Below are 23,746 nucleotides of genomic sequence, written 5' to 3'. Positions count from 1 at the left end.
CCCGGGCGTCAGTCAGGCGAATTCCTGACAAAACGAGTAGGTAGGCAGCGGGTATAAAATCTACAATTTGACAGATATAAAGGAAAAGCTCTTACAACAAACTCCTGATTAATACAACTACAGAATGTGCGCTCGCTTCGTACGTTGAGCCACTAACCGAAGGCGCCTCCAACCACGGAACGATGTCGTCGGGAGACTGCATGGATGTATCTATCCAGCGGCACCAAACAGCGCCATCAGTACTACCTGTCGGAGGCAGCTCAAATACTAAAGGCTCCCAGAATGCGTTTAGCAACAAATAAAATTTGATTTTTTCTCGGCGAAGCTCCGCTTCTAAAGCAAAACTATGCGAACGCGCGCCCCAATCTGGACAATATAGTTTCGTACCATGCCACGTTTTATTAGATTTCTGAATCAGCTGACCGAGGCTGATGCGTTGCATTTCATGGTCAATGCTTCGCAGAACACGCCTTGCAACCAGCAAAGTTGTGAATCGGAGTACGTCAGCGTGCTTGTGCACCAAACTCCAGTTAAACCAGCTCGTCTCGTTGTCTTGGCAATATGCATTGTTATTACCGAACTGCGTGCGACGCACCTCATCGCCCATTGTGATCATTGGAATGCCGAGAGAAACCATGGTTACAGTGAGAAAATTCTTAATCTGCTGATTTCTTAATTTGTCAATCAAGGGATCGGATGTTGGACCTTCAAATCCACAATTCCAGCTACGATTATCGTCAGCGCCATCGCGATTATCCTCTCCGTTCGCCTCATTATGCTTGCCATTAAAGGATACAAGATCGTTCAGAGTGAAGCCATCGTGGCACGTGACAAAGTTCACGCTCTGCTCGGCCTCACGTCCCTTATGCTCGTAGAGTGCAGGACTTCCCACCAGTCGGTCCGCGATCCGCGCTGCAGAACCTACCTCGCAGCGAAAAAATGCGCGAACGTCATCGCGGAATCGCCCATTCCATTCCCTCCAGCTGTCACCAACGAAATTACCAACTTGATAAAGACCTGCCGCATCCCAGGCTTCGGCGATAAGCTTTGTACCTGCGAGTACTGGGTCTGATTCTATGTCCCATAGGACCGGCGGGCTTGAAAGTGGAAGCCCTGTTTCGTCGCGGGCGAGAACTGACGCCAGATCAAACCGAAACCCGTCTACGTGCATTTCTTGCACCCAGTAACGGAGACTGTCCAAAATCAATCTTCTAACGATCGGATGATTAGCATTGAGAGTGTTACCAGTTCCGGTATAGTTAGCGAAACTCCCATCCTCCCCGATAGTGTAGTATACAGAATTATCGAATCCGCGAAAGGACAAGGTTGGCCCATTTTGGTCGCCTTCTGCAGTATGATTAAACACAACATCGAGGATGACCTCGATACCCGCAGCATGCAGCGCTTTGACCATATCGCGGAATTCGTCTATCACTCCTAGACAATCCTCGCGTGAACTGTAGAGTTGATGCAGCGCGAAGAAAGAAACAGGAGAGTATCCCCAGTAGTTTGTCTTGCCCGGCGGGGAGTCTTGCGGATCATACTGGAATACTGGAAGCAGCTCGACTGCCGTAATTCGTAGTTTTTTAAGATATGGAATTTTTTCGCTAAGCCCAGCAAATGTGCCGCGGTTATTTTCACTGACACCAGAGCTGGGGTGGTATGTAAAGTCGCGCACATGTGCCTCATATACAACTGTTTGCGCAGAGGTCCGCCGTAGTGGAGTGTCACTCTCCCAGTCATAGAGGGATGGATCCACAACGACACTCTTCATTGCTTGGGCTGCATTGTCGCCAGGCTGGCATGCCGCGGCACGAATGTAGTTCGTTGGAACGGCTACACAGCGGCCATAGGGGTCGAGGACCACCTTCGTCGGATCGAATCGCAGACCTGAGGAAGGCTCGAATGGACCATAAACGCGGTAGGCGTACAGTTGGCCTGCCATTAAGCCATGAACAAACGTGTGCCAGTAGTGATAAGTGCGGCTCGTGGAAGGATTGAGGTGAATTATATATTTGGCGCTGATATCATCAACGTCGTTAAACAACAATAGATCAACACCAGTTGCATGCTTTGAGAAGACACTAAAGTTTACTCCCTCGGGGCAACAGGTTGCACCGAGCGGCGACGGAGCGCCTTTGGTTGTGATGCAGCAGAGCTTATCCTGATTATTCATCAAAGCGATCTTCGTCATCATTGCCGAGCCCTACCGTGCTTGGTGATCTCGCGGCACTGCTTGCAAATCATCAAGCTCAATATCGTAATCTACACGCATCCTCATCGGGCAACTGAAACAGGCGGGGCGCCCCAAATCTCAGAGGCATACTCAGTAATACTTCGATCACCTGAGAAGTGGCATGATCCTGCTATGTTCCAAATAGCCTTCCTTCCCCAATCCTGAATATCTGCGTACGTCTCAAGCATCCGCCTGTCCGCCTCAAGATATGACGTAAAATCTGCTAGAGGCTGTTATGAACTGGCTGCGAGTAGAGCGGCCTTTTTGAGCATGATGCAGACGAAGGCGACGATGTGGAGGTCAGCCAGCGTGCTGGCATAGCGCTCGTAGTCTTTGACGAGCCGGCGGAAGCGGGTGGCCCAGGCAAAGGAGCGTTCCACGACCCAGCGCTTGGGCAGCAGTACGAAGCCGCGCTTGGCCTCCGGCAGCTTCACGACCTCCAGTTCGATGCCGTGCCTGCGCGCGGCTGTGGCTGGCTTCTCGCCCGTGTAGCCCTGATCCACGAACGCGATCTCGACGTGATCGTCGGTGGCCGCCTGCACAGCCTTGGTCAGACGCTCGACCTGGGCGCGGTCATCGGCGTTGGCCGGCGTGACATGCAGGGCCAGGAGGTGGCCGAGCGTGTCCACCGCCATATGCAGCTTCGAGCCCTGCTTGCGCTTGGCCCCATCGTAGCCGGCCCGCTCGCCGCTCTCGGGCGTCGCCCGCAGCGTTCGGCTGTCGAGGATGGCCGCCGACGGCTCCGCCTTGCGCCCGGCCGCCAGGCGCAGCACGGCGCGAAGGTCCTCGGCCAGTTGCTCGAAGCAGCCCGCCTGCAGCCAGCGTTGCGCCTGCTGGTAGACGGCCGCCCAGGGCGGCAGGTCGTGGGGCATCCAGCGCCACGGCGCGCCCGTCTTCACCACGTAGCGCAGCCCGTTGAACACCTCCCGCAACGGATGCGCGCGCTGGCCAGCGTCCTCGCGGACCAGCGTCAGATACGGGGCGACCAATGCCCACTCATCATCGGACACATCAGACGGGTAGGCTTTCCGGGACAGGCTCATCGCCCATCATCTGAGCCTCACAGCTGACAGGTCCATAACAGCCTCTAGGTGTCGGTAGCGATCTCCGCACGTCAGTAAAATGTCACGCAGGGGCTCGAAGAAACCAGGTTCATGGCGGCTGAAATGTTTCGATAATATAAGATCAAGATCTGCGCGCGTTTCATACTCGGTCTCATAATGCCAATTTGGGTTATACCATCCCTGACTTCCTACCACCTGCTCAGCAGTCAATCCGAACAGAAAAAAATGTTCAGCACCAATCGTCTCAGCCATTTCAATGGTTGAGCCGTCGAGCGTCCCGAGCGTCAATGCGCCGTTCATCATGAACTTCATGTTGCTTGTGCCGCTGGCTTCATAGCCGGCGGTCGAGATTTGATTAGAGACGTCGGCAGTTGGAATCAGCCTCTCTGCCATAGAGACGCAATATTCGGGTAGGAAAACGACCTTTAGTCGACCCCTCACTGCCGGGTCACCATCGATGGTGCCAGCTAAGTTGTTGATAAATCTAATGATGAGTTTTGCCGAGCGGTAAGCGGGAGCTGCCTTGCCCGCAAAGAGAAATGTTCGCGGTGCTACAACAAGACCTGGATTTTCACGCAGTCTGTTGTAAAGAACGACAATGCGCAGTCCATTTAGCAGCTGGCGTTTGTACTAATGAATTCGTTTTATATGGACATCAAATATCGTATCTGGATCTATATTAAACCCAGACGTCGTCTTAAGCCAATCCGAGAGTCGTGATTTGGCGGCGTACTTGGCTTGGCGAATGGAAGCACAAAGTGCGGAATCGCTCGCAAGCTGCTTTAGCCTTTCCAATTGGCCAAAATCCGTGATCCATCGGTCGCCGATGGCTTCAGTAATTGTTTTGGCAAGGCCAGGATTGGCAAGCAGTAGCCAACGACGTGGTGTAACTCCATTATTTTTATTATTAAACCGCTCGGGGAACATATCCGAAAGATCTTTAAATGTCTTTTCTCGCAGTAACCGAGAGTGGAGCGAAGCAACCCCATTCACACTATGTGAGCCAACAATTGCCAGGTTTGCCATGCGGATTTTTCGGTCATGGCCCTCTTCAACTAAGCTGATCCGTTCATGACGCTGCTCGTCAATGGGAAATCGCGCCTGTGCTTCATATATAAGTCGGCGGTTGATCTCCAGGATAATCTCAAGTTGTCGAGGCAACAGCAGCTCAAACCATCGGAAAGGCCACTTCTCCAGTGCCTCAGGTAAAAGTGTGTGGTTTGTGTATGCAAGCGTCTCGCGGGTCAAATTCCAGGCTTCGTCCCAGCCGATGTTCGCCTCGTCGAGAAGGATACGCATCAACTCCGCGACAGCTAGGCTGGGATGGGTATCGTTGAGATGGATAGCAACTTTATTTGGAAGCAAACGCCAGTCTGAGTTGTTTTTTTGAAACCGCCTTACGAGATCGCCGAGAGAGCATGCAACTAAAAAGTACTCTTGGACGAAACGTAGCCCCTGTCCCGTACTCGTAGAGTCATCTGGGTAAAGAACTCGCGTCAGAGACTCAGCGGTCAGGCGCTCCGCTAGCGCGCTCACAAAATCTCCGGTGCTGAAGGTTTGAAAACCAAACGCATTGGGCGCTGCAGCGGCCCAGAGCCGAAGCGTGTTGATGGTCTTAGCGCCATAGCCAACGATTGGACGGTCAAACGGAATCCCTAAAAGGATCGATGGCTGTCCAGGAATTGCTGCAAGCGTCCCGCCGCGGATCTCGAATGAGCATCCAAGCTTGATCTCAACCTGTTCAAGTGGCCGAGCCACTTCCCAGGGATCTGTGCGCCTCAGCCAGTGGTCTGCTGTTTCACATTGCCATCCATCACGGATGGACTGCCGGAAAATTCCGTACTTATACCGGAGGCCATAGCCCATGGCCGGAATTTGCATCATCGCCATCGAGTCGAGAAAGCAGGCTGCAAGACGACCAAGGCCGCCATTTCCTAAGCCTGCATCTGATTCCTGCTCAAGCAGAGAAAGCCAGTCAATACCTTTGCTTTCTATGAGATTTTTTACAGCCGGATCAATACGAAGATTCAAGATATTGTTTGCAAGTAAGCGCCCAATTAGAAATTCTATCGAGATATAATAAACGCGCTTACAATCTCTGGCCGAGTAAAATTCATCCGTACGCAGCCAACGTTGAGATAGAATATCGCGCATTGATCGCGCTATTGCTTCGTATCGCTCACGCGGACTGTTCGCTTCCGAGAAGACGACATTGTCAAACTCAAGATGTCTCTTATAGAATTTTTCGTCAAGTTCGGCAGATGAAAACTGATCATAACATGCTCCATCAAGACAGCCGTCATTGCCGACATCTAATCTACCAGAACAATCTTCAGTTCCATCTATAGCCATGTGAGTACTTCCCGATATATGGCTTTATTCCCAACAGAAATCGATCGCAGTAGCATGCGTAATGTTAAGTGCAAATTATAAGATATATTGTTGTGATACGCGATTTTGGACAAATCCTAGGTACTTATTTGTCCGGAACTGCAAACTAATTTGCATCGTTAAACAGGCTCGTCATAATATATGTTGTATCAATATTCTCCACAATGCGGCTATAAATTATAAATGAGTGAGGTGCTTGATTAAATGGGACAGTTATGCGCCGGCTTGTACTGTCAGCGCCATTGCTGTGGTTGTGGCCGGAACGGGTTGGAGGTACAGTTCCGATCGAACGTTCGCTCGGCCAGATTGACCATGACTAAGCACAGCCGAGCTAACCGCCCGCACATGTCACGGCGGGGATATGCCCCTGAGTGTCCTCCTTGATCAAGCAGCAAGCTCGGCATCAGCGCTAGGCTGCGGGCAGCGATGTTAACGAAGCTAAGCGGACCACAGATCTACTCGCTTTGATGAGTACGGGTTCGGCTCGGCGCTGACAACAAACCCTAGCAGGGTGAGACGCTGATGAAAGCGCTTCTGATCGCCTCGACGGCTTTCGCCACCTTAATACTGACTAGCGTAAGGACCGATGCGCGCGGCGTTCGTGGGGGAGGTGGCGGATTTCGAGGTGGCGGCGGCTTCCGCGGGGGCGTGGGGCGTCCGTCGTGGGGTGCGGCGGGGCCGATCGCAGGACGACCGCGGTCGGGCTACGGCCGCTACGGATACCGTGGCTATGGCTGGGCTGGCTATCGTCCGTACGGTCACGGTATAGCCGCAGCCGGGCTCGGTGCGGCCGCAGCGGTCGGCTACTACGGGAACACCTAGGGTGGCTGTGGGCCTTACGCCAATCACGATGCGTACACCGGCGTGTGCATCCCGTACTGAGGCTTCAAAGTTCCTGGGAGAGATCCCGATGTACCAGCACATTCTTGTCCCAACCGATGGAACGGCACTTTCCACCTCGGCCGTGACAAACGCCGTGTCGCTCGCCAAAACTATGGGGGCAAAGGTGACAGTGCTTACGGTAGTTCACCGGCTCCCAGAAATGGCCTTGGGCGGGTCGTACACGTACATGGATGAGTACTGGCGACACGCACAAGCCGACGCCGAGCGCAGGCTCGTTGACGCTGAGCAGAAGGCCAAGCGGGACGGTGTGTCTTGCGACGCCGTGAAAGTCGAGGACCGGCAACCGTTCGAAGCCATCATCGAAACAGCTGAGACCCGCGGTTGTGATCTCATCGTCATGGCCTCGCATGGTCCTCGTGGCATTACCGCCCTCTTGATCGGCAGCGAGACTATGAAGGTTCTCACGCACTCCAAAATACCCGTTTTGGTTTATCGCTGATCGCCGGCCCCAGTTTCGTTTCGAAGTCGTTGCGGGTCCTACCGCCGCTACCGTCGTTCTGGTCACGGCAACGGCCTATGCTACGTTGGCTGGCCTGCCGGTGGCGGTCGGCCTCTACGCCGCCCAGATTCTCTCTGCCATCTATGGCCTACTTGGTTCGTCGCGCCTCATCAGCATGAACTCTATGATGATGCTGGCCGTCCTGACGGGAGCCGAGCTCGGCAGCGTGGCACCAAACGTCGATCCGGAAGGGCGTCTCATCGCGACAGTAACACTGACCGCGCTGGTGGTTGCATTCAGTTCTGGTTGATCCTCTCCATCAGCCAGGCTCAAAGCAAGCCGGTCACGTCACTGTCTCATCGAATCAAGCGCCCTTCGCGGCTTCGCTTTACTGTTTAGGTCACCGGCGTCCAGGGCTCTCGCTAGAGCCGTGCCGTGGAGTAGGACCGGCTCAAGCGGAGCGCGAACAAGTGGGCGCGTGCCGAGCACCGTTTGCGCACGTATTGGCTGGAGTGCCCCATGACGAGACCATCAAGACTGATGACGCTCTTTGCCGTCGCGTTCGTGGCCTTGCTCGGGATAGGCCCGCTCAAGCAGGGCCGGATCGGCATCGGCAGAGCCGAGGCCGCAGGCGGCTGCGGGCTTGGCTTCCACCGCGGTCCGTATGGAGGCTGCCGGCCGAATGGCTACGGCGGCTATTACGGCACGCCCGGCTATGGCTATCGAGGCGGGGCCGTGTACGGTTACCGCGGCGGTGCCTATGGCTATCGGGGGGCGCGCGTCCACGGTGGGCGCGCCGTGTACGGCCGTCGGGGTGGCGGATTCCACGGCGGCCGTGCCATCCATGGAGGGGGTCGTTTCCGCCGCTAAGGACAACGGCTCGATCCTGCTCTGTAATCGGCTGAGCTGTATTCGATTGCTGGCCATCTCTGAGCGCTAACTTTTTGATGCCGGATCGTGGGTCTCGGCGCGGATCATTCCTGGATTTCTTTTCGGTAGAGGCGGCGATGGATGCGATGTGTCCGTGGAAGGCGCTGATCCGCTTCTGGAGGGCACGTAGCCAGATTGCCGGCACATCGATGGCCTTGGGCGACAGACCTTCGGTGAGGAAGTCGGCAAACGTCCTTGCGTGCCATGGCCTGCCCGCAGGCGGCCTTGCCGCGAGTGGGCGTGGCGACGAGCGCGCGCGGCGGTGATGGGGATTGGGTTCGATCCGGACCAGCCCGTCGGCGCGGATGTCGTCGACGACGCGCTGCACCGACTGTAGGACGAGGCCCATGTTGCGGGCGATGTGGGCGACGAGGAGCGGGGCGGGCGATAGCGCGAACGCGATGGCCACGAGCACCTGCCAGCGGGCATTGGTCAGGCCGAGATCCTGCACCAAGGCGTCACCCGCTTCGATCAGGTCGCGGGTTGAGGCACAACACATCGACGACCAGGCCCAACCATGCGCGGCGCGTTCGAAGCGTGTCCGCGGAGGCATCTCCGACTGTGGCAGTCAGGGGTGACTCAGATTTGGCAACCTACTGCGCTCACCACAGCGTGCTGTCGTGAGCGTCATAATGGGTTTGTCGCAGCCGGTTCCAAAGCCGCTGACCGCGCAGCTTCAGGCCACCGGAGCCCACATCATCGCCGTCGCGTGTTCGATCTCGCTCGGTGGCCGCGCGGCGCCTGCGCGTGTGCTCCGCATCTCGTAGCCACGGACGACCGGAGCTTGCTGCGGCCAGCTCAGGCGTGTCCGCCGAAGGGCCTCGCTGGATCGAGCCGCGTCGTCGCGGCGGCGGATATCCACGGATGCGACCGAGGGGAACCATGGACGCCGAGATCGACAGGATGCGACAGCGCGAACGCGAGCTTGAACACCGCCTGGCGATGCTGGAGTCCGAGCGGCAGGACGGCCTGCGTCGGCCAGAGCGCGGGCAGTTCACCTCCGCAGCGTCGGCCGACCTCCTGTTCACGGCTTCGGAGAAAACCCGCATGCCGCAGATCGTGACCGACCCCAACCTGCCGGACAACCCCATTGTCTTCGCCAATCGTGCCTTCCAGAACCTATGCGGCTACGACGCTGCGGAACTGATCGGGCGCAACTGTCGCTTCCTCCAAGGGCCGGGCACCGACCCCGCGGACGTGGCCAAGGTCCGCGATGCCATCGCAGGCCGGCGCGACGTCGTGGTCGAGATCCTGAACTACCACCGCGACGGCACGCCTTTCCGCAACGAGCTCTACGTCGGTCCGGTCTTTGGCCCGGAGGGCGATCTCCGGTACTTCTTCGCGAGTCAGCTCGACGTCACCCGCTTCCGGACCGCCGAGGGCATGCTCGCCGAGAGGGAGGCCCGATACAGCGCCCTGTTTAACACCGTCGGCAGCGGATTCTGCATCATCGAGATGCGCTTCGACGCCAAGGGTTGGGCTGTCGATTACCGCTTCGTCGAGGTGAACCCGGCCTTCGAGGTACAGACGGGCCTGCGCGATGCCGCCGGCCGCTGGATGACCGAGCTCGCGCCCGGCCACGAACGTTCGTGGTTCGACGCCTATGGGGAGGTCGCTCGCACGGGCATTCCCGTCAGGTTCGAGAGCGGCACCGTGGCTCCGGGGCGGTGGTACGACGTCCACGCCCTGCGAGTGGGCGAGCCTGAGCAGCACCGGGTCGCCGTCCTGTTCAACGACATCACGGACCGGCGACGTCTCGAAGGCCACCTTGAGGCCGCTGCGCAGGAACGCGCAGACGAGCGCGACATGGTCTGGCGAGCCAGCCGCGACCTCTTCGCGGTCTGCGGGCTCGACGGCATTTTCCGGAAAGTGAACGCCGCCTGGACCGAGATGCTCGGTTGGAAGCCCGGCGATGTCGTGGGGGCGCGCTTCGACGCCTTCGTGCACCCCGAGGACCTGGGTATGTCCGTCAGGGCTTTCGAGCGGGTCGGGTCAGGCGTCGCCCTGGACGACGTCGACGTGCGCGTCCGCCAGCGGGACGGCGGGTATCGGTGGGTATCCTGGAACGCCATCCCGAGGGGCGACCACTTCTACGCCGCCGGTCGCGACGTCAACGAACGCCGGGCCTTGGAGGAGCAACTGCGGCAGTCGCAGAAGCTGGAGGCCGTGGGGCAATTGACAGGGGGCGTGGCCCATGACTTCAACAACCTGCTGACGGTCATCAAGTCCTCAACCGACCTTCTGAAGCGGCCCGACCTGGCCGAGGAGCGCCGGCAGCGCTATCTCGGCGCCATCTCCGACACGGGGGACCGCGCCGCGAAGCTCACCGCACAGCTCCTGGCGTTCGCCCGTCGGCAGGCGCTCCGGCCAGAGACCTTTGCGGCCGACCGCGCGGTGGCCGCGGTGTCCGACATGGTGTGGACACTCACGGGTGCGCGCGTTCAAATCGAGCTCGACCTACCCCTGGAAGAGCCGCAGTACCTGCATGTTAGCGCCGACCCGAGCCAATTTCGACACCGCGCTGGTCAACCTGGTGGTCAATGCCCGCGATGCAATGGATGGCGAGGGCCACCTGCGCATTCGGCTGGCCCGCGCCGACAAAATACCATCCGTCAGGACGCACTTGGGCCGCCGGGGCGACTTCGTGGCGGTCTCTATCTCCGACACCGGCGCGGGGATCGCGCCCGAGAATTTAGAGCGGATCTTCGAGCCCTTCTTCACGACCAAGATGGTCGGACAGGGCACGGGGCTCGGGCTGAGCCAGGTGTTTGGGTTCGCCAAGCAGACTGGCGGCGAGATTGTTGTCGAGAGCGAGCTCGGCAAGGGCACGACCTTCACTCTCTACCTCCCCCGCGTCTCGGCTGATGTCGCCGATGCAGCGGGGCCGGTCGCGGAACCGGAGGCGCTCACCGAAGGCTACGGCACCCGCGTCCTCGTCGTTGAGGACAACCTCGACGTCGGGGCCTTCGCCCAGCAGGCCTTGCGCGAACTCGGATACTCCACGGTGTGGACGAAGGACGCCGCAGAGGCGCTCCATGAAATCGAGCGCGCGCCCTCAAGGTTCGAGGTAGTGTTATCGGACGTGGTGATACCGGGCATGAACGGGGTCGAGCTCGCGACCGAAATTCGCCGGAGATACCCTGAGATCCCGGTCGTGCTGACCTCCGGGTGCAATGACGTACTCGCCGCCGAGGGCACGCACGGCTTTGACCTGCTTCGCAAGCCGTACTCCGTGATGGATCTGTCACGCGTCCTGCGGCGCGCCGTGCATGTGGCCAGGGCGCACAACCTTTAAGCGTCGCGCTCCGGTGAAGCGGGTGCTATGGGCCATTGGCGAAGCTGACGCCGGCAGTCGCGCGGATGGCCGGCCTGGGCATTGTTCGGCGGGGCCGGCCGCTCCAGGTTCTAGGGGCCGTCGCGCAGGGCGGCCCGTAAGGCTTGAACAAGGCGCTGACGGTGTCCTCGAGCGCCGCCGCGTCGAGGAAGTGCTGGGTGAGCAGGCAGGTCGCCGCGTCGAAGGGGCCGACCGGCGCATCGTCGATGTAGCCCTCGACAAGGGTGACACGGCTCATGAGCGGTCCGAGGGTCCGCTCCGCTTGGCGGAGCATCTCCCCCGCCGGATCGACGCCGACGAAGGTCCATCCCGGGTGTGCCTCGGCCAAGGCACGCAGTTCCAGCCCGCCCCCGGCACCCAGGACCAGGACGCGCGCGTCGGGCGCGGCGTGCTCGGCGAGTAGGATGCCCGTCATCCGGTGCAGCGCCTCGAAGCCCGGCACGAAGCGGCGCGGGCCGTCGGCATACCGTGCGGCGGCCTCCGGGTTGGAGAAGGCCGCCACGAAGTCCATCGGTTCCGGCCGGGCGCTATGTGTCATCTGGATTGGCCTCCGGGCCGCATGATCCGCGCTTCGTCAATCGCGCGTGGAAATCGGCGCTGAGACGGGCCAGCGTGACGTCGCCCAGCCGCGAGAGCAGCAGGGCCTCGGCGTCGCGGAAGGCGCCCGCGAGCGCGGCGTTGACGGCATGCTCGACGAGGCACGTCGGCTCCTCGCTCCGGTGTCCCATCGCGAAGACCTCCGGCGAGCCCAGGGCGACGTAGACGTCGTGCAGGGTCACCCGGTCGAGGTCGCAAGCGATGGTCCAGCCGCCGTACCCCTTCCCGGATACGACGAGCCCCAGGTCGCGCAGCCCCGCCATCGTCCGGCGCACCACGACCGGGTTGGTCCCCATCATCACGGCCAACCGCTCGGACGTGACGGGCCCGTCGGCCTCGGCCATGTGGAGGAGGACGTGCAGCACGCCCGACAACCTGCTATTCCGTATCATGCAACTCATAATGTTGCATGATACGTTGCGCTGTCTATCCGCTCCTAAGGGTGCCAAGAATTCGCAGACCTCCCCATTGGATCCACAAACCGACCATTGGCGTTCCGAGGGCCGAGCTAGTCCCTGTGCTGGCCATCCATGGGTCAGGGTCCCCGCATGTCCGTCTCGCGCGCCTTCAACGCCTTCGCCGCCAAGGTCGCCAAGTGGGCGGGACATCCCCTGGCCTTCGCAATAGGGGCCGCCATCGTCATCGGGTGGGCGGTCAGCGGCCCATTCTTCGGCTACTCGGAGACCTGGCAGCTCGTCATCAACACCGGCACGACCATCGTGACCTTCCTGATGGTGTTCCTGATCCAGAACTCGCAGAACCGGGACGGGGCCGCCATCCAGGCTAAGCTCGACGAACTCATCCGGTCGAGCGCCGCGCAGAACCGCTACATCGGCATCGAGAGCTTGACCGAGGAGGAACTCGACGAGCTCCGGCAACGCTGCGAGACGCGCGCCAGGGCCGAGCGCCTGGACGATGCACGCGAAGCGGCCGATGCCGCCGAGGCGCGTGCCCGCGAGCGGGCCGCGCACGCGGCGGCCAGGGCGGGGGGAGGCTGAGACACCGGGCGGGCGTGGGGAAGCGCCCCGGACGTCGGCGAGCCGCTAGTTGGAACCGGGCAGCGGGACGGCGACGATGACCCTGAGGCCGTCCGGGTCGAACGCGATGTCCACCTTCGCGCCGATCTGCAGGGTCAGCACCCGGTTGAGGAGTTGCGAGCCGAATCCCTCGCGCGTCGGGAGCGCCACGGGTGGCCCGTCGTGCTCGTTCCAGGTCCAGTGCAACGTCCGGGCGTCCGGGCCGTCCTCGACCGTCCAGGTCACCTCCAGGCGTCCGTCCGGGTCGCCTAGCGCGCCGTGGCGGACTGCGTTCGTCGCCAACTCGTGCAGGGCCATGCCGACCGGCACCGCCAATTCGGACGGGAGCATGACCTGGGGGCCTTCGAGCGTGATGCGCCGCTTGCCCGGCTCGTCGTAGGCGCGGACCTCCGCCGATCCCAAGTCTCCGAATGGCACGACCTGCGTCCGGTCCTCGGTGATCAGCGCGTGGGTCTTGGCGAGCGAGGCGATCCGCCCCGTGAACGATTGCCGGAACTCCGTGAGGCCGAGGGAGGAGCGCAGGCTGGCGTTGAGCACGGCCTGGACGGTGGCCAGCGTGTTCTTCACCCGGTGGTGGAGCTCGCGCACGAGCAGGTTCTGACGGTCCTCCGAGGCCCGGCGCTCGGTGACGTCGCGTTGCGCCGAGACCCAGCGCGAGATGCGGCCGTCCGCGTCCCGCACCGGCGTGATCAGCCACTCGACGGTGTAGGTTGTGCCGTCCTTTCGGTAGTTGACCGCCTCGCCCTGGGCCGGCTCGCCCGCTTCGAGGGAGGCGCGCAGGCGATCCAGCACCGCGCGATCCGTGCGTGGGCCCTGCAGGAAGCGTGGCGACCGTCCCAGGACCTCGTCGGCCTCGTAACCGGACATGCGGGTGAAAGCCGGGTTGGCGTACTCGATGCGCGGGCCGGGCTCGTCCAGTTCCGCGGAGGTGATCAGGATGGCCTCGCCCGTCGCCTCGACCGCGGCGAGTAGCACCTGCAGGTCGGGTCCGGGTGGCCTCGCGTCGTAGTGGTACCCCAAGTCCAGCCCCCACCCGGCCCATGCGCGCGAGCCTGCGGATTAACCTGTGACCGCCCCGGCGGTTGCCTGTCTGCATAGCCTTTGGCCGGTTCGGCGCCCGCGCCCCGTCGCCGCAACCCTGCGAGCCATCGCCGACCGCCACCTGGCTGACAGCCGCCTTCCGGAACGCCGGGCGAGCCTTCCCGATGTCGTGCGACCGCCTCCCAACGGGGCCCATCGACAAAAAGGAAATGGAATGAGCATCTTCGGGTCGATCATGTCGAAGATCTTCGGCGGCAGCGCGAGCGCCCAGGCCGCGGCACCGCACGCCTCGGAAACGCCGAGCGTCTCGGCAGCCGCCCAGGGCCCCGACGGGCCGACCGGGTCGGCGAGCGGCGCGGCCGCGCCCTCGATGAGCGGGGCGCCGTCCCCGGTGGTGGGCGGCCCGGCCGGCGCGGGTCAAGCGAACGTCGACGTCGGCCAGGTGCTCTCCGACCTCGCCTCGAAGAACGGTCAGACGCTCGACTACAAGCGTTCCATCGTCGACCTCCTTAAGCTGCTCGACCTCGACAGCAGTCTGCAGGCCCGCAAGCAGCTCGCCGACGAGCTGCATTACACGGGCGACAAGGAGGACTCGGCCACACGCGTCGGCGTCATCTGGCTGTATCGCTGGTTCGCGGGTGACCCGCCCACGTCGATGGCGAGCGCCGACGCCCGCATGCGCCGCATCCTGATGCGCGAGGACGCTGCGGGCTAGGCCCGGCTGGGGCGTGGCCTGGAACGGGACACGGGGGTGGTGGCACGCTAATCCTGTGACGCCCCGAGGGCCGGCCGCGTGCCGGCGTCCGCGTCGCCGACCACCCCGCCGGAGGGCCTCCGAGCGAGGCTTTCGCACGTCATCGGTTCCGGTTTCGGTTCCGGCAGACCCGAACGAGCCTCTCCGGGGGAGGGTGGAAAGCGTGCCGCGCAGAGGGGAAATGATGGTGGGCCCGGTAGGACTCGAACCTACAACCAGACCGTTATGAGCGCGCTGCTTCTATGAGAAAACGCGGTCTTTCCAAGCGCTTCCTGCGCCATTCGAAGGCGCTTTTTGGCCCTTGGCGACCCGGTTTCATTAACGAAACGTTGGTTACGCTCCCGCGGGCCCAGCTGCTTCACGATACCCTGCGGCATGGCTGATCCCAACCCCACCGTCGGCGAACTGTTCAAGGCCAACGTCGTCACCCACGACGATATGAACGCACTGATTGATGCCGTTCTCGCCGGCCGGATGAATGTGCGGGAGGAACTCGCCGAGGGCTACATTCTCGATGTGGCGTCCGCCGTGAAGGCAAACGCCTTCGAAGCCGCTGTTCTGCGTGACAAGACGAGCACGACTGGTGCTAGGCGTACCGCCGCGCGCACCGCGATCCTGCTGGCACGGGCGCAGAAGGCGTGAGCAAGCCAGACCGCAGCGTCGCCGATTGGATCGCCGAGGGCGAGGCGACGATCGCGGTGTTCTGCGTGGCGCTTGGGTGCGGTCATGACCCAACCCAAAAACTAGCCAATCTGCTGCGGCGAACGATACAGAAGAGACGAGACAGCTCTGCGCCCTCTGCTTACGGGGCGATTGCATAGGCTGTTACCCAATCGCATCACCTCGCCGTGTTCAGACGGACAGGCCGCCGCATCGATTGACGTCAAGTTGTAATTTTGATTAATATTTTCGCTAGAGGTGCAATAAAAGGGGCGCGGACGTGCAAATCATAGCAAAAAATGGAAATTACAATGTATTTAGTAGCTTTGGATTGAGCGTTTTAGAAGGCACTGATCCGATCGGAGCAAGCGGGAGGACGATAGAATTTTCTATCAGCCAGAATGCTCCTGTGTACAACAGTTTTTACTGGCAAATCGAGCCTATAACGGGATCGTACGGGGACTTTTGGGACAATTTCTTCAGCAATAAGGTTGGTGGAGAGCCAGCAGACGCATTCGCGGTCAGCGGGTTTACTTCAGGAAACCTAAGTCTGAAAATCAATCCGGATAATCAAATTGAGTCCGACGAGACTTTTCAGATCTCGTTTTATACTTCGGTGCTTGACCCTTCCAAAGGAGTGCGGCCTGTAATAAGCGCGCAGTTTACCATCCTTGACGATGATGCACCCCCGAAGGTTCCTAATAGTAGCTCGGGCGGATTGATCGATTACAGCTACTACCTAGAGCGTTATCCGGATGTTGGCACGGCGGGCCTCAGCCCGGAAAATCACTACAACCAGTTCGGCTGGCTCGAAGGTCGGGATCCGAACGCCTTTTTCTCGACCGGGGGCTACCTCGCAGCCAACTCTGATGTCGCCAAAGCAGGTATCAACCCGCTGGCGCACTTCGATCAGTTCGGTTGGAAGGAAGGTCGTGACCCCTCAGCAGCTTTCGACAACGAGCTGTACCTAGCGCGGAACGCGGATGTGAAAGCGGCCGGCATGGATCCGCTGCTGCACTTCCTTGACAACGGGCAAGCGGAGGGGCGCAAAGCCTACGCTGCTGTCGGCAACGCGAGCGATCTGGCCAAGCACGAAGGCTTCGACGCGGAGTACTACCTGCTGGCCAACGCTGACGTGGCGAAGGCCGCGCTCGCAGCCGGTGGCGACACCTTCCAATTCGCTCACCAGCACTTCGACGCTCATGGCTGGAAGGAAGGTCGCGATCCGAACGCGGTGTTCGACACCAAGGGCTATCTCGACGCCTACAAGGATGTCGCGGCCGCCGGGATCAACCCTCTGGACCACTTCCACGACTCCGGCTGGAAGGAGGGGCGCGACGCTGCCGCTGACTTCGACACGAAGGGCTATCTGGCCGCCAACGCAGACGTGAAGGCCGTCGGTGTCGATCCCATGCTGCATTACCTACAGAACGGTGCCTTGGAAGGCCGCCTCGCCTTCAACGACGGCCACTTCGGCTGAGCCCTACGAACGTAGCTCATCAGCCCCGCCCAGCTCGCTGGCGCGGGGTTCTTCGTTTCCGCCCCCGGCCGGACATCGGCCCGGCGATCGAGCGGTGCCAGCCCTACATCGGCGATTGGTGGCGGACGGGGGCGCTGGGGATGGGCAGAGTCGCTCCGGGGTGACGCGATCGTGTCCTCTAGGCTTCAGCGCAGGGATGGACCCGCCGCCTCCGCACGCCACTGATGCCTCGCGCGCGGTCAGTCCCGCACGCACCTCTCAGCCCCGCCCGGCCCAGCCGCGGCGGGGTTTTTCGTTTCGGGACCGTCGTCGCCGTAAGCATCCGCTTCCGCTCCTCGGCCATGCGGTCGTCAACGCCGATGCCGGCCTCCGCAGCCTCGCACCAAACGACCTCGTAGGTCTCTTGCGCGGACGCCTCAGCTCAGAACGGCCACGGCTCCGACTCTTCCTCAGCGGGAAACCGCTCTCCCGGCGAGATCAGCGGCAGGATCTCATCAAGCGCCTGAGGCACGCGGATCGTTTTGCCCGCCGCGGTGATGAAGGTCTCGTTGTGCATCAGGTCGGTGTCGCTGACCGCCTGGACGCTGGAGACGCGCAGAAGGTGGCGGCAGCCGTCTCCGTCCTGAACCTGCAGGTAGGCCCCGATCCGCCGCACTCTTTCCATGGTCAGGCCGCCTGAAGGCTCTCGGCGAAATCGTCAGGCACATCGCCGTACTGGCTGAGGATCGTCGCGCTCTCGAGTTCGCCTGTCTCGTCGTCGTCCACGATCTGCAGGGCGGCCGTCCCCGGCATGCGCGTCGCCATCCCCTCGGCCAGCTTCATCGCACCGCTGCTCGTCGGCGAGACCTGCCGATCGCCGGGAATGAGCCGCTTTCGCTTCAGCACGAAGGTCTGCACGAGCAAGGTCGTCCGCATCGTCATCGCCGATTTCCTCACCAAGCCCCGAATAGGCGTTGTCCACGTTTTCCACAGGGCGGCACGGTCACGTTTTTGCTCGCGTTGACCCGGAACCTCCAGACTTCTTGTTCTCTTTTCGTTCTATCACGGGAGAGAGCACAGCGTGAGCCTGTTTCGGGTTGATGAGCTACCGGACCAAGGCTTCTCCACCGTGCGCGTACCGCTGATGGGGCCGTCGCTCTGCGCGGGCTTTCCGTCGCCCGCTGACGATTTCGTCGAAAACGCACTGGAGTTGCCGCGCTGGCTGGTGCCGAACCCGCCGGCCACCTTCCTGTGGCGCATCGCGGGCGACAGCATGCGGGATGCCGGGATCTTCGACGGGGATCTCGCCTGCGTCGATCGCAGCCTGAAGCCCCGCCACGGCAGCGTCGTCGTGGCGGCGGTGGACGGCGAGATGTCGATCAAGCGCATGGTGGTCGAGGGCTCTCGCGCGCACCTCTCTTTCGATAATGCTGAGCTGCCCGTCTACGCGCTTGAGGAGCTGGCCGAGGTCAACGTCTGGGGCGTGGTGCACTTCACCATCCGCTGGCATATCGCCCGCGCTGGCTTAGGCCGATGAGTGGCGCTGAGGCGCGCTTACGCGATCGAATCGGAGACGGGCGGGCCCTGGCCCTGATCGACGGCAACAGCTTCTACTGCTCGTGCGAGCGCGTGTTCGACGCGAAGCTCGCCCGAGTGCCGGTGATCGTGCTGAGCAACAACGATGGATGCGCCATCGCCCGCACGCCCGAGGCCAAGGCGCTCGGGATCAAGATGGGCGATCCCTACTTCAAGATCCGTGGGCTCTGCGAGGCGCAGGGCGTGCGCGTGTTCTCGTCGAATTACACGCTCTACGGGGATATGTCGGCCCGCATCAACGCGATCTACCGCGACGCCACGCCAGACGTGGAAATCTACTCGATCGACGAGAGCTTCCTCGACCTGACCGCCTTCGTGCGCCGGGATCGTGTCGCCCTCGCTCGGGACATCCGCGCCACCGTGCGAGCCTGGACCGGCATCCCGACCTGCGTCGGCATCGGCCCGACCAAGACACTCGCCAAGCTCGCCAACCACATCGCCAAGACGATTCCCGAACTCGACGGTGTCTGCGACCTAACCGATCCCACGGCTTACGAGCACTGGCTCTGTCGGATCCACGTCGGTGAACTCTGGGACGTCGGGCGGGCCTCGTTGCCGAAGCTCGAGGCCATGGGCATCGATACTGTGGCGGACCTGCGGGACATCGATCCACGTCCGGTGCGCAAGGCGCTGACGGTCGTGGGCGAGCGCATGATCCACGAGCTGCGTGGCGTATCCTGCCTTGGGCTCGAACTCGTGCCGGCCCGGCGCAAGGGCTGTGCGGTGACGCGCTCTTTCTCCGGTCGGGTGACGGAGCGGGCGGAGCTGGAACAGGCGGTCGCCGCCCACGCGACGCGGCTCGGCGAGAAGCTGCGGCGGGAAGGGCTAGGAACCGACCACATCACCGTCTTCTACCACACGAGCGAGCACGACCGCGGCGAGCCGATGCGCTCGGTCTCGACGGTGGTGACACTGCCGAAGGCAACGAACGACACCCTGGCGCTGATCCCGGCGGCGCTGCACGGCGTAGCGCGCACTTGGCGCGAGCAGGGCAGCCCGCCCTGGCGCTACTCGAAGGCCGGCGTTGTCACGGTCGATCTCGTGCCGCTCGCTGCCTCACAGCGGGCGCTGATCGGCCGGCTCGACCGCGAGCGCTCGACACAGCTCATGGGTGCGATGGACGCCTGCAATGCGCGCTTTGGCCGTGGCAGCGTAGTGCCGGCGCAGGCCGGGCTACTGCAGCAACGGAGGACATGGGCGACCAAGTTCGAGATGCGCACGCCGCGCTACACCACGCAGGTTGAAGATCTACCGGTCGCGCAGGCCTGATCAGGATGTTTCCTGACTGATGGCGGAGATTGCATCATCTCGGCCGATGACGCGGGGCAAAAGCACAGCACTCATCACTCGAAGCCCATGGTGAAAATCGCGATGCCGAGCGCAGAGAGACCTGCCCATACAATGCTGGCGTGACGATCGCTCGAAGCCATCATCGTGGCGCCCGATGCGAATGCAACCATAAGCAATAGTTCGGCCACGGCACCCGACCTGCAACATAATGCTGGGACCAGCTTTGGCATTATTAACATATAATTCATTCACAAATGTAATAACATCGTCGTGTCCGCTGAGGTGCTGCAAGGCGCACCGAACTGTGCGCGAGGTGCGTGGCTAGAGTGTCGCCAGGGGCTTCGGTCATTTCCCTTCGCGACGAGCCGCGAATTCCCAGATCGGCATGCCGGTCGGTGCGCCGGGCGTATTTCGGTAGCCGCTCACATTGCCGAACAGGATCCGGTTCGGCTCGATGCCGATCGCCTTATGCCCACCGGTGATCATCACCCCGCATCAGTCGATGCGCAACGTCCCGTGCTGGGGGTGCACACCGAAGATCTGCGGCGCGGTCCAGCCCAGACGGACGGCTTCGGCGCCAAAGCGCTCGATGAAGTCGGTGCAGGCTTCGTGGATGTTCGCCCAGGCAGTCGCGCCGAGATACCGGCAGGGAGAGGAGTTGGGACGCAGGGCACCGAAGGCTTTGCGCCACTCGGCGGCTTCGAGCGGGAGCGTGTCTGGCGCAAGTTCGGGAAGGAGCATCACGGCTGCCGGCTGATGGCGGGGCCGATGAATTAGGGTAGCCGGGTTGCTCCAAGCTTACCGGCTCGCCTGCCTCACGCCTTCTGCGCTCGTGCCAGCAGGATCGCCGTGCGCGCGGCGGTGCGCCTAGCACCAGTCGTACTCGTCTTGTCACGCAGAACAGCGGTAGCGAAGGCGTTTGCCTTCACGGCGGCCGCCACGTCGAGAGTGTAGCCCTCGGCGAGTTCCTCCCGCTCATTCATCCGGCCGGCGAGAACGGCATCGACCAGCGCGTTCAGATCGTCATGGGTGACGACCTTGGCCTTGAAAAGTTCGCCGACGGTGGGGGAGGAGTCAGGCATGGGCTAGGATAGCGCTCTGAAAAGTCGCGCCACTTGATGAAGGCGCAGTGATTGCAGGCCAGCCTGCGAGCCGGCCTGCTTCACCAAACGCTAGCGCCTTAGCCGAAGTGCCCATCGTTGAACGCGCTGCGGCCCTCAAGAGCGCCGTTCTGTAGGTAGTGCAGCATGGGATCGACGCCGACGGACTTCACGTCCGCATTGGCGGCTAGATAGGCCTTCGTGTCGAAGTCCGCTGCCGCATCGCGCCCCTCCTTCCAACCGGAGTCGTGGAAGTGATCTAGAGGGTTGATCCCAGCGGCCGCGACGTCCTTGTAGGCGTCGAGATAGCCCTTGGTGTCGAAGATCGCGTTCGGATCGCGACCTTCCTTCCAGCCATGAGCGTCGAAGTGCTGGTGAGCGAAGTTGAAGGTGTCGCCGCCGGCTGCGAGCGCGGCCTTCGCCACGTCAGCGTTGGCCAGCAGGTAGTACTCCGCGTCGAAGCCTTCGTGCTTTTCCAGATCAGTCGCGTTGCCGACAGCAGCGTAGGCTTTCCGCCCTTCCGCTTGGCCGAATGCGAGGTAGTGAGTGAGCGGGTCAACACCAGCTGTCCGCACATCGGGGTTGGCGGCGTAGTAGAACTCGTTGTCGAAGTTTGCACCGGGATCGCGGCCCTCCCGGAAGCCGAACTGATCGTAATGGGTGAGCGGGTTGACGCCCATCGCGCGGACATCCGGGTTGGCGGCAAGATAGCCGGTCGTGGAGAAGAAGGCGTTCGGATCGCGGCCTTCGCGGAAGCCAAACTCGGCGTAGTGCGTGTCCGCATCAACGCCCGCCGCCGCCACGTCCGAGTTGCGCGAGAGGTAAAACAGGTCGTCCACAAGCGGTGAGCCATCCGCGTTGTCGATCTTCGTCACGGCAGGCGCGGCGGCATCCGCCGTCGGATCGATCTGCACGCCCATGCCGGCGATGGTGGCAGTGTTGGCACGGCTGTCTGTAACGAGGAGGGTGCTAGTGACGCTCCCATCAAAACCAGACAAGTCGACGCTGTAGGTGCCATTGCCGCCCGTGAGCGCCACGTCACGGGTGCCGCCGCTGCCGATGAAGCGTGCCGTGGAGGTGAGCACATCCGCGTCGACACCCGTCACGGTGAAGGCGACGCTCCGGGCTTCCGTTGCGTTGATCGCGCCGTCGGCCGTTCCGTCGACGGCCAGGCAGGCATCACCGCCAGCATCGGCCGTAGTGTCGATCAGGACGCTGCGGGTCGCCTGGACGGCGGGATTGCCCGCTTGGTCGACCGCGTTCACAGCAATAGTGTAGAGCCCGTCGGGAACCGATTGAAACGCTGTCCCGAAGGCGTTGGTCGAGCGGACGCTTATCGTGGCGATCCCGTCCCCGACAGGGTTATTGGCAAAGACGTTCACGGGTCGCGGGATGGTGACCTCAGTCCCGACAAGGCCGAAGTTGGCGGTCAGCCCGATCCCACCCTCAACGCCGCTGGTGACCACGTTGATGTCGAAACGATCGTTGCGCACGGCAGCGTTTATGATGGTGGCACCCGTGCCCGGGTCGACGGGTAGGTCGACATTGCCCGCATTGCTGAAGCGCACGAGCGGGATTGCCGGCGCAGTGGTGTCGAGCCTGAAGTTCAGGTTTGCCGGCGCCCCGGTGCCGTCCGTCGCGCTCAGGAAGTAGAGGCCGTCGACGAGGTTCTGCCGTGCAAAGCTGAAGGCGCCGGCTTCGTCGGCGGTCACGGTGCCCAGAAGGGTGCCGTCGTTGAAGATGTCGACTTGAGCGTTTGCAGCAGCGCCCGTGCCGTTTAGCGAAGCGCCGCGCGTCACCCTATCCGCGCTGCTCGGTCCGGTGTCGCTGGCAAGCTGCAGGCTGATGGCCATGTCATAGGTCTCGCGGAGAGGCGTGACGGGGCGGAAGCGATCGATGATCGATTGCGCGAGGGGAGGAGTGGTGAGCAACGCGTCGACGATGGACCGACACTGCTTGCACTTTGTTAACATTCTGACTGGAGTCGCTAATGCCTCCTATCGAAGGTGCGACTTAAGGCTGAGACTCAGTTAGCACCAGAAAGCGATGACGGCGGCGAGGGCGACTACCGCGTGAGCGAGTTCTTCGCCTGCGCGGGCGAGATGCGCCGGGTCTCGGGCCCGAACTCGAACTCGTCGGTCCAGGGCTCGGCGTACTGGACCGGGAACATCCATTCCCACGGGTTACACATCCGCACCGTGTAGCTGTAGATCGTGGCCTTGCCGAAGGGCGTCGAAGACGGCGTCGGCACGCTGGCGATATACTTGTCCCGACCGAGCTTGCCGAAGGCGGCCGGCTTGTCGTCGGTCTGCACGCTTCGCTCACCGTCCGGTTTGTTGATGATCCGGTACGTGGTCTGCGGGCAGCGCAGGACGCGGTAGTTGTCCAGTTCGATCTTCACGTCGTCGCCCGGCCGCACCACGGGCGTCAGCACCTTACGGCTGAGGAATTGAACCGGATCCTGCTTGTTCGTGATCCAGCCGCCGAGGACGGCACCGCCGCCCGCGACGAGGAGCAGGCCGGCCCAGCTGAGAGCGCGCGTGATCATCCGCCAATAAGCCCCCGGAGAGCGGAGAGAGTACCCGAGATCATCCCAGGCAGCTTTTGTAAGTTTTCGCCGATGGTCAGCGCGGCAGTAAGCCCGGCAGTAAAGAAGTAGAAGGCGCGCAGGCCCCATTTCACCGCCGAACGCACCCAAGAGCCGAGTTTTACGGCGTACTGGACCGCTTCCACGTCCGCCTGATCCAGGCGGAGGAACCACTGCTGCGCGTGCGTGCCCGCGTGATAGAACTCCGCCCGATCCGACCTCGTCCATGGCCCTAGCTCCCCCGGCAGACTTGAGAGGCCGGGAGAAGGCGTCTCGCCCTCGGCCCCAGGGACTTGCCGTCCGAATGATCTCGCCATGTCACGCGCAT

The 23,746-nt window shown here is 61.9% G+C and carries 22 protein-coding genes and 5 pseudogenes; 11 read left to right on the top strand and 16 right to left on the bottom strand.

What is annotated here, in order from left to right; all coding sequences use genetic code 11:
• Positions 1-91: 91 nt before the first annotated feature.
• From glgX to M2437_RS15635, 4 genes and pseudogenes are all read right to left on the bottom strand, one after another.
• Positions 92-2,197, bottom strand: coding sequence for a glycogen debranching protein GlgX (gene glgX, locus M2437_RS15650; protein WP_277570338.1), 2,106 nt, complete (start codon positions 2,195-2,197; stop codon positions 92-94).
• A gap of 80 nt (positions 2,198-2,277) precedes the next feature.
• A pseudogene (locus M2437_RS15645) lies at positions 2,278-2,451 on the bottom strand (glycogen/starch/alpha-glucan phosphorylase); the annotation flags it as partial.
• Positions 2,452-2,469: 18 nt separating this feature from the next.
• Positions 2,470-3,279 carry an IS5 family transposase gene (locus tag M2437_RS15640; RefSeq protein WP_141951469.1) on the bottom strand — a complete coding sequence of 270 codons (810 nt, stop codon included), beginning with the start codon at positions 3,277-3,279 and terminating at the stop codon, positions 2,470-2,472.
• Between the two features lie 6 nt (positions 3,280-3,285).
• Positions 3,286-5,652, bottom strand: a pseudogene (locus M2437_RS15635) (glycogen/starch/alpha-glucan phosphorylase).
• 561 nt (positions 5,653-6,213) lie between these two features.
• On the opposite strand from M2437_RS15635, the gene M2437_RS15630 reads away from it, so the two are divergent.
• From M2437_RS15630 to M2437_RS15620, 3 genes are all read left to right on the top strand, one after another.
• A complete protein-coding gene (locus M2437_RS15630) occupies positions 6,214-6,513 on the top strand; it encodes a hypothetical protein (protein ID WP_253387985.1) in 300 nt (99 codons plus the stop codon).
• A gap of 88 nt (positions 6,514-6,601) precedes the next feature.
• Positions 6,602-7,033, top strand: a complete 432-nt coding sequence (locus M2437_RS15625) for a universal stress protein (protein ID WP_253387984.1) — start codon at positions 6,602-6,604, stop codon at positions 7,031-7,033.
• The gene (locus tag M2437_RS15620) at positions 7,026-7,343 is read left to right on the top strand and encodes a SulP family inorganic anion transporter (protein WP_277570414.1); all 318 of its coding nucleotides are present in this window, start codon (positions 7,026-7,028) and stop codon (positions 7,341-7,343) included. Before M2437_RS15625 ends, M2437_RS15620 begins: the two co-directional genes overlap by 8 nt.
• A gap of 221 nt (positions 7,344-7,564) precedes the next feature.
• On the opposite strand, the gene M2437_RS15615 is transcribed toward M2437_RS15620, so the two are convergent.
• Positions 7,565-7,687 (bottom strand): hypothetical protein, encoded by a 123-nt coding sequence (locus tag M2437_RS15615; protein WP_277570431.1) that lies wholly within the window; start codon positions 7,685-7,687, stop codon positions 7,565-7,567.
• Between M2437_RS15615 and M2437_RS15610 the strand changes: the two genes are divergently transcribed.
• Entirely contained in the window at positions 7,637-7,903 is a 267-nt protein-coding gene (locus M2437_RS15610; protein WP_499007175.1) for a GCG_CRPN prefix-to-repeats domain-containing protein, read from the top strand. The two genes, M2437_RS15615 and M2437_RS15610, sit on opposite strands and share 51 nt — an antisense overlap.
• A 373-nt stretch (positions 7,904-8,276) precedes the next feature.
• Here the strand turns inward: M2437_RS15610 and M2437_RS15605 are convergent.
• Positions 8,277-8,462 (bottom strand): annotated as a pseudogene (locus M2437_RS15605) (MarR family winged helix-turn-helix transcriptional regulator); the annotation flags it as partial.
• A 383-nt stretch (positions 8,463-8,845) separates the two neighbouring features.
• Here M2437_RS15605 and M2437_RS15600 point away from each other — a divergent pair.
• A pseudogene (locus M2437_RS15600) lies at positions 8,846-11,258 on the top strand (hybrid sensor histidine kinase/response regulator).
• Positions 11,259-11,283: 25 nt separating this feature from the next.
• Here the strand turns inward: M2437_RS15600 and M2437_RS15595 are convergent.
• A complete protein-coding gene (locus tag M2437_RS15595; RefSeq protein WP_309247834.1) occupies positions 11,284-11,835 on the bottom strand; it encodes a class I SAM-dependent methyltransferase in 552 nt (183 codons plus the stop codon).
• Entirely contained in the window at positions 11,825-12,286 is a 462-nt protein-coding gene (locus M2437_RS15590; RefSeq protein WP_253387982.1) for an Rrf2 family transcriptional regulator, read from the bottom strand. Before M2437_RS15590 ends, M2437_RS15595 begins: the two co-directional genes overlap by 11 nt.
• 156 nt (positions 12,287-12,442) lie before the next feature.
• Between M2437_RS15590 and M2437_RS15585 the strand changes: the two genes are divergently transcribed.
• Positions 12,443-12,892, top strand: coding sequence for a low affinity iron permease family protein (locus M2437_RS15585; RefSeq protein WP_253387981.1), 450 nt, complete (start codon positions 12,443-12,445; stop codon positions 12,890-12,892).
• Between the two features lie 45 nt (positions 12,893-12,937).
• Here M2437_RS15585 and M2437_RS15580 read toward each other — a convergent pair whose 3' ends face one another.
• Positions 12,938-13,951 (bottom strand): HWE histidine kinase domain-containing protein, encoded by a 1,014-nt coding sequence (locus M2437_RS15580; protein WP_253387980.1) that lies wholly within the window; start codon positions 13,949-13,951, stop codon positions 12,938-12,940.
• Between the two features lie 235 nt (positions 13,952-14,186).
• Here M2437_RS15580 and M2437_RS15575 point away from each other — a divergent pair, with 235 nt between their 5' ends.
• The 3 genes from M2437_RS15575 (at position 14,187) to M2437_RS15565 (ending at position 16,866) form a co-directional block, all read left to right on the top strand.
• Complete coding sequence (locus M2437_RS15575) at positions 14,187-14,687, top strand: DUF3597 family protein (RefSeq protein ID WP_253387979.1); 501 nt, start codon at positions 14,187-14,189, stop codon at positions 14,685-14,687.
• 414 nt (positions 14,688-15,101) lie between these two features.
• A complete protein-coding gene (locus M2437_RS15570) occupies positions 15,102-15,368 on the top strand; it encodes a hypothetical protein (RefSeq protein ID WP_253387978.1) in 267 nt (88 codons plus the stop codon).
• 298 nt (positions 15,369-15,666) lie between these two features.
• Complete coding sequence (locus M2437_RS15565; RefSeq protein WP_309247833.1) at positions 15,667-16,866, top strand: hypothetical protein; 1,200 nt, start codon at positions 15,667-15,669, stop codon at positions 16,864-16,866.
• 421 nt (positions 16,867-17,287) lie between these two features.
• On the opposite strand, the gene M2437_RS15560 is transcribed toward M2437_RS15565, so the two are convergent.
• Positions 17,288-17,530, bottom strand: a complete 243-nt coding sequence (locus tag M2437_RS15560) for a hypothetical protein (protein WP_253387977.1) — start codon at positions 17,528-17,530, stop codon at positions 17,288-17,290.
• 2 nt (positions 17,531-17,532) lie between these two features.
• Entirely contained in the window at positions 17,533-17,787 is a 255-nt protein-coding gene (locus M2437_RS15555; RefSeq protein ID WP_253387976.1) for a hypothetical protein, read from the bottom strand.
• A 139-nt stretch (positions 17,788-17,926) separates the two neighbouring features.
• Between M2437_RS15555 and M2437_RS15550 the strand changes: the two genes are divergently transcribed.
• Positions 17,927-18,382: a LexA family protein gene (locus M2437_RS15550; protein ID WP_253387975.1), complete on the top strand. Its 456-nt coding sequence runs from the start codon at positions 17,927-17,929 to the stop codon at positions 18,380-18,382.
• Positions 18,379-19,710, top strand: coding sequence for a Y-family DNA polymerase (locus M2437_RS15545; RefSeq protein WP_253387974.1), 1,332 nt, complete (start codon positions 18,379-18,381; stop codon positions 19,708-19,710). Before M2437_RS15550 ends, M2437_RS15545 begins: the two co-directional genes overlap by 4 nt.
• Before the next feature lie 366 nt (positions 19,711-20,076).
• On the opposite strand, the pseudogene M2437_RS15540 reads toward M2437_RS15545, so the two are convergent.
• From M2437_RS15540 to M2437_RS15520, 5 genes and pseudogenes are all read right to left on the bottom strand, one after another.
• Positions 20,077-20,472 (bottom strand): annotated as a pseudogene (locus tag M2437_RS15540) (hypothetical protein).
• A 74-nt stretch (positions 20,473-20,546) separates the two neighbouring features.
• Positions 20,547-20,813, bottom strand: coding sequence for a hypothetical protein (locus M2437_RS15535; RefSeq protein ID WP_253387973.1), 267 nt, complete (start codon positions 20,811-20,813; stop codon positions 20,547-20,549).
• Positions 20,814-20,911: 98 nt separating this feature from the next.
• Positions 20,912-22,762, bottom strand: a complete 1,851-nt coding sequence (locus M2437_RS15530) for an Ig-like domain-containing protein (protein WP_499006868.1) — start codon at positions 22,760-22,762, stop codon at positions 20,912-20,914.
• A gap of 134 nt (positions 22,763-22,896) precedes the next feature.
• Positions 22,897-23,379: a hypothetical protein gene (locus M2437_RS15525; RefSeq protein ID WP_253387971.1), complete on the bottom strand. Its 483-nt coding sequence runs from the start codon at positions 23,377-23,379 to the stop codon at positions 22,897-22,899.
• Positions 23,376-23,564, bottom strand: a complete 189-nt coding sequence (locus M2437_RS15520) for a hypothetical protein (protein ID WP_253387970.1) — start codon at positions 23,562-23,564, stop codon at positions 23,376-23,378. The genes M2437_RS15525 and M2437_RS15520 overlap by 4 nt, the downstream gene beginning before the upstream one ends.
• Positions 23,565-23,746 lie beyond the last annotated feature (182 nt).

The sequence above is a fragment of the Methylorubrum pseudosasae genome, from assembly GCF_029504475.1.
In the GTDB taxonomy this organism is placed as follows: Bacteria; Pseudomonadota; Alphaproteobacteria; order Rhizobiales; family Beijerinckiaceae; genus Methylobacterium; species Methylobacterium extorquens.
Note: the sequence above shows the minus strand (reverse complement) of the source record. Positions and strands in the feature narration are given on the sequence as shown.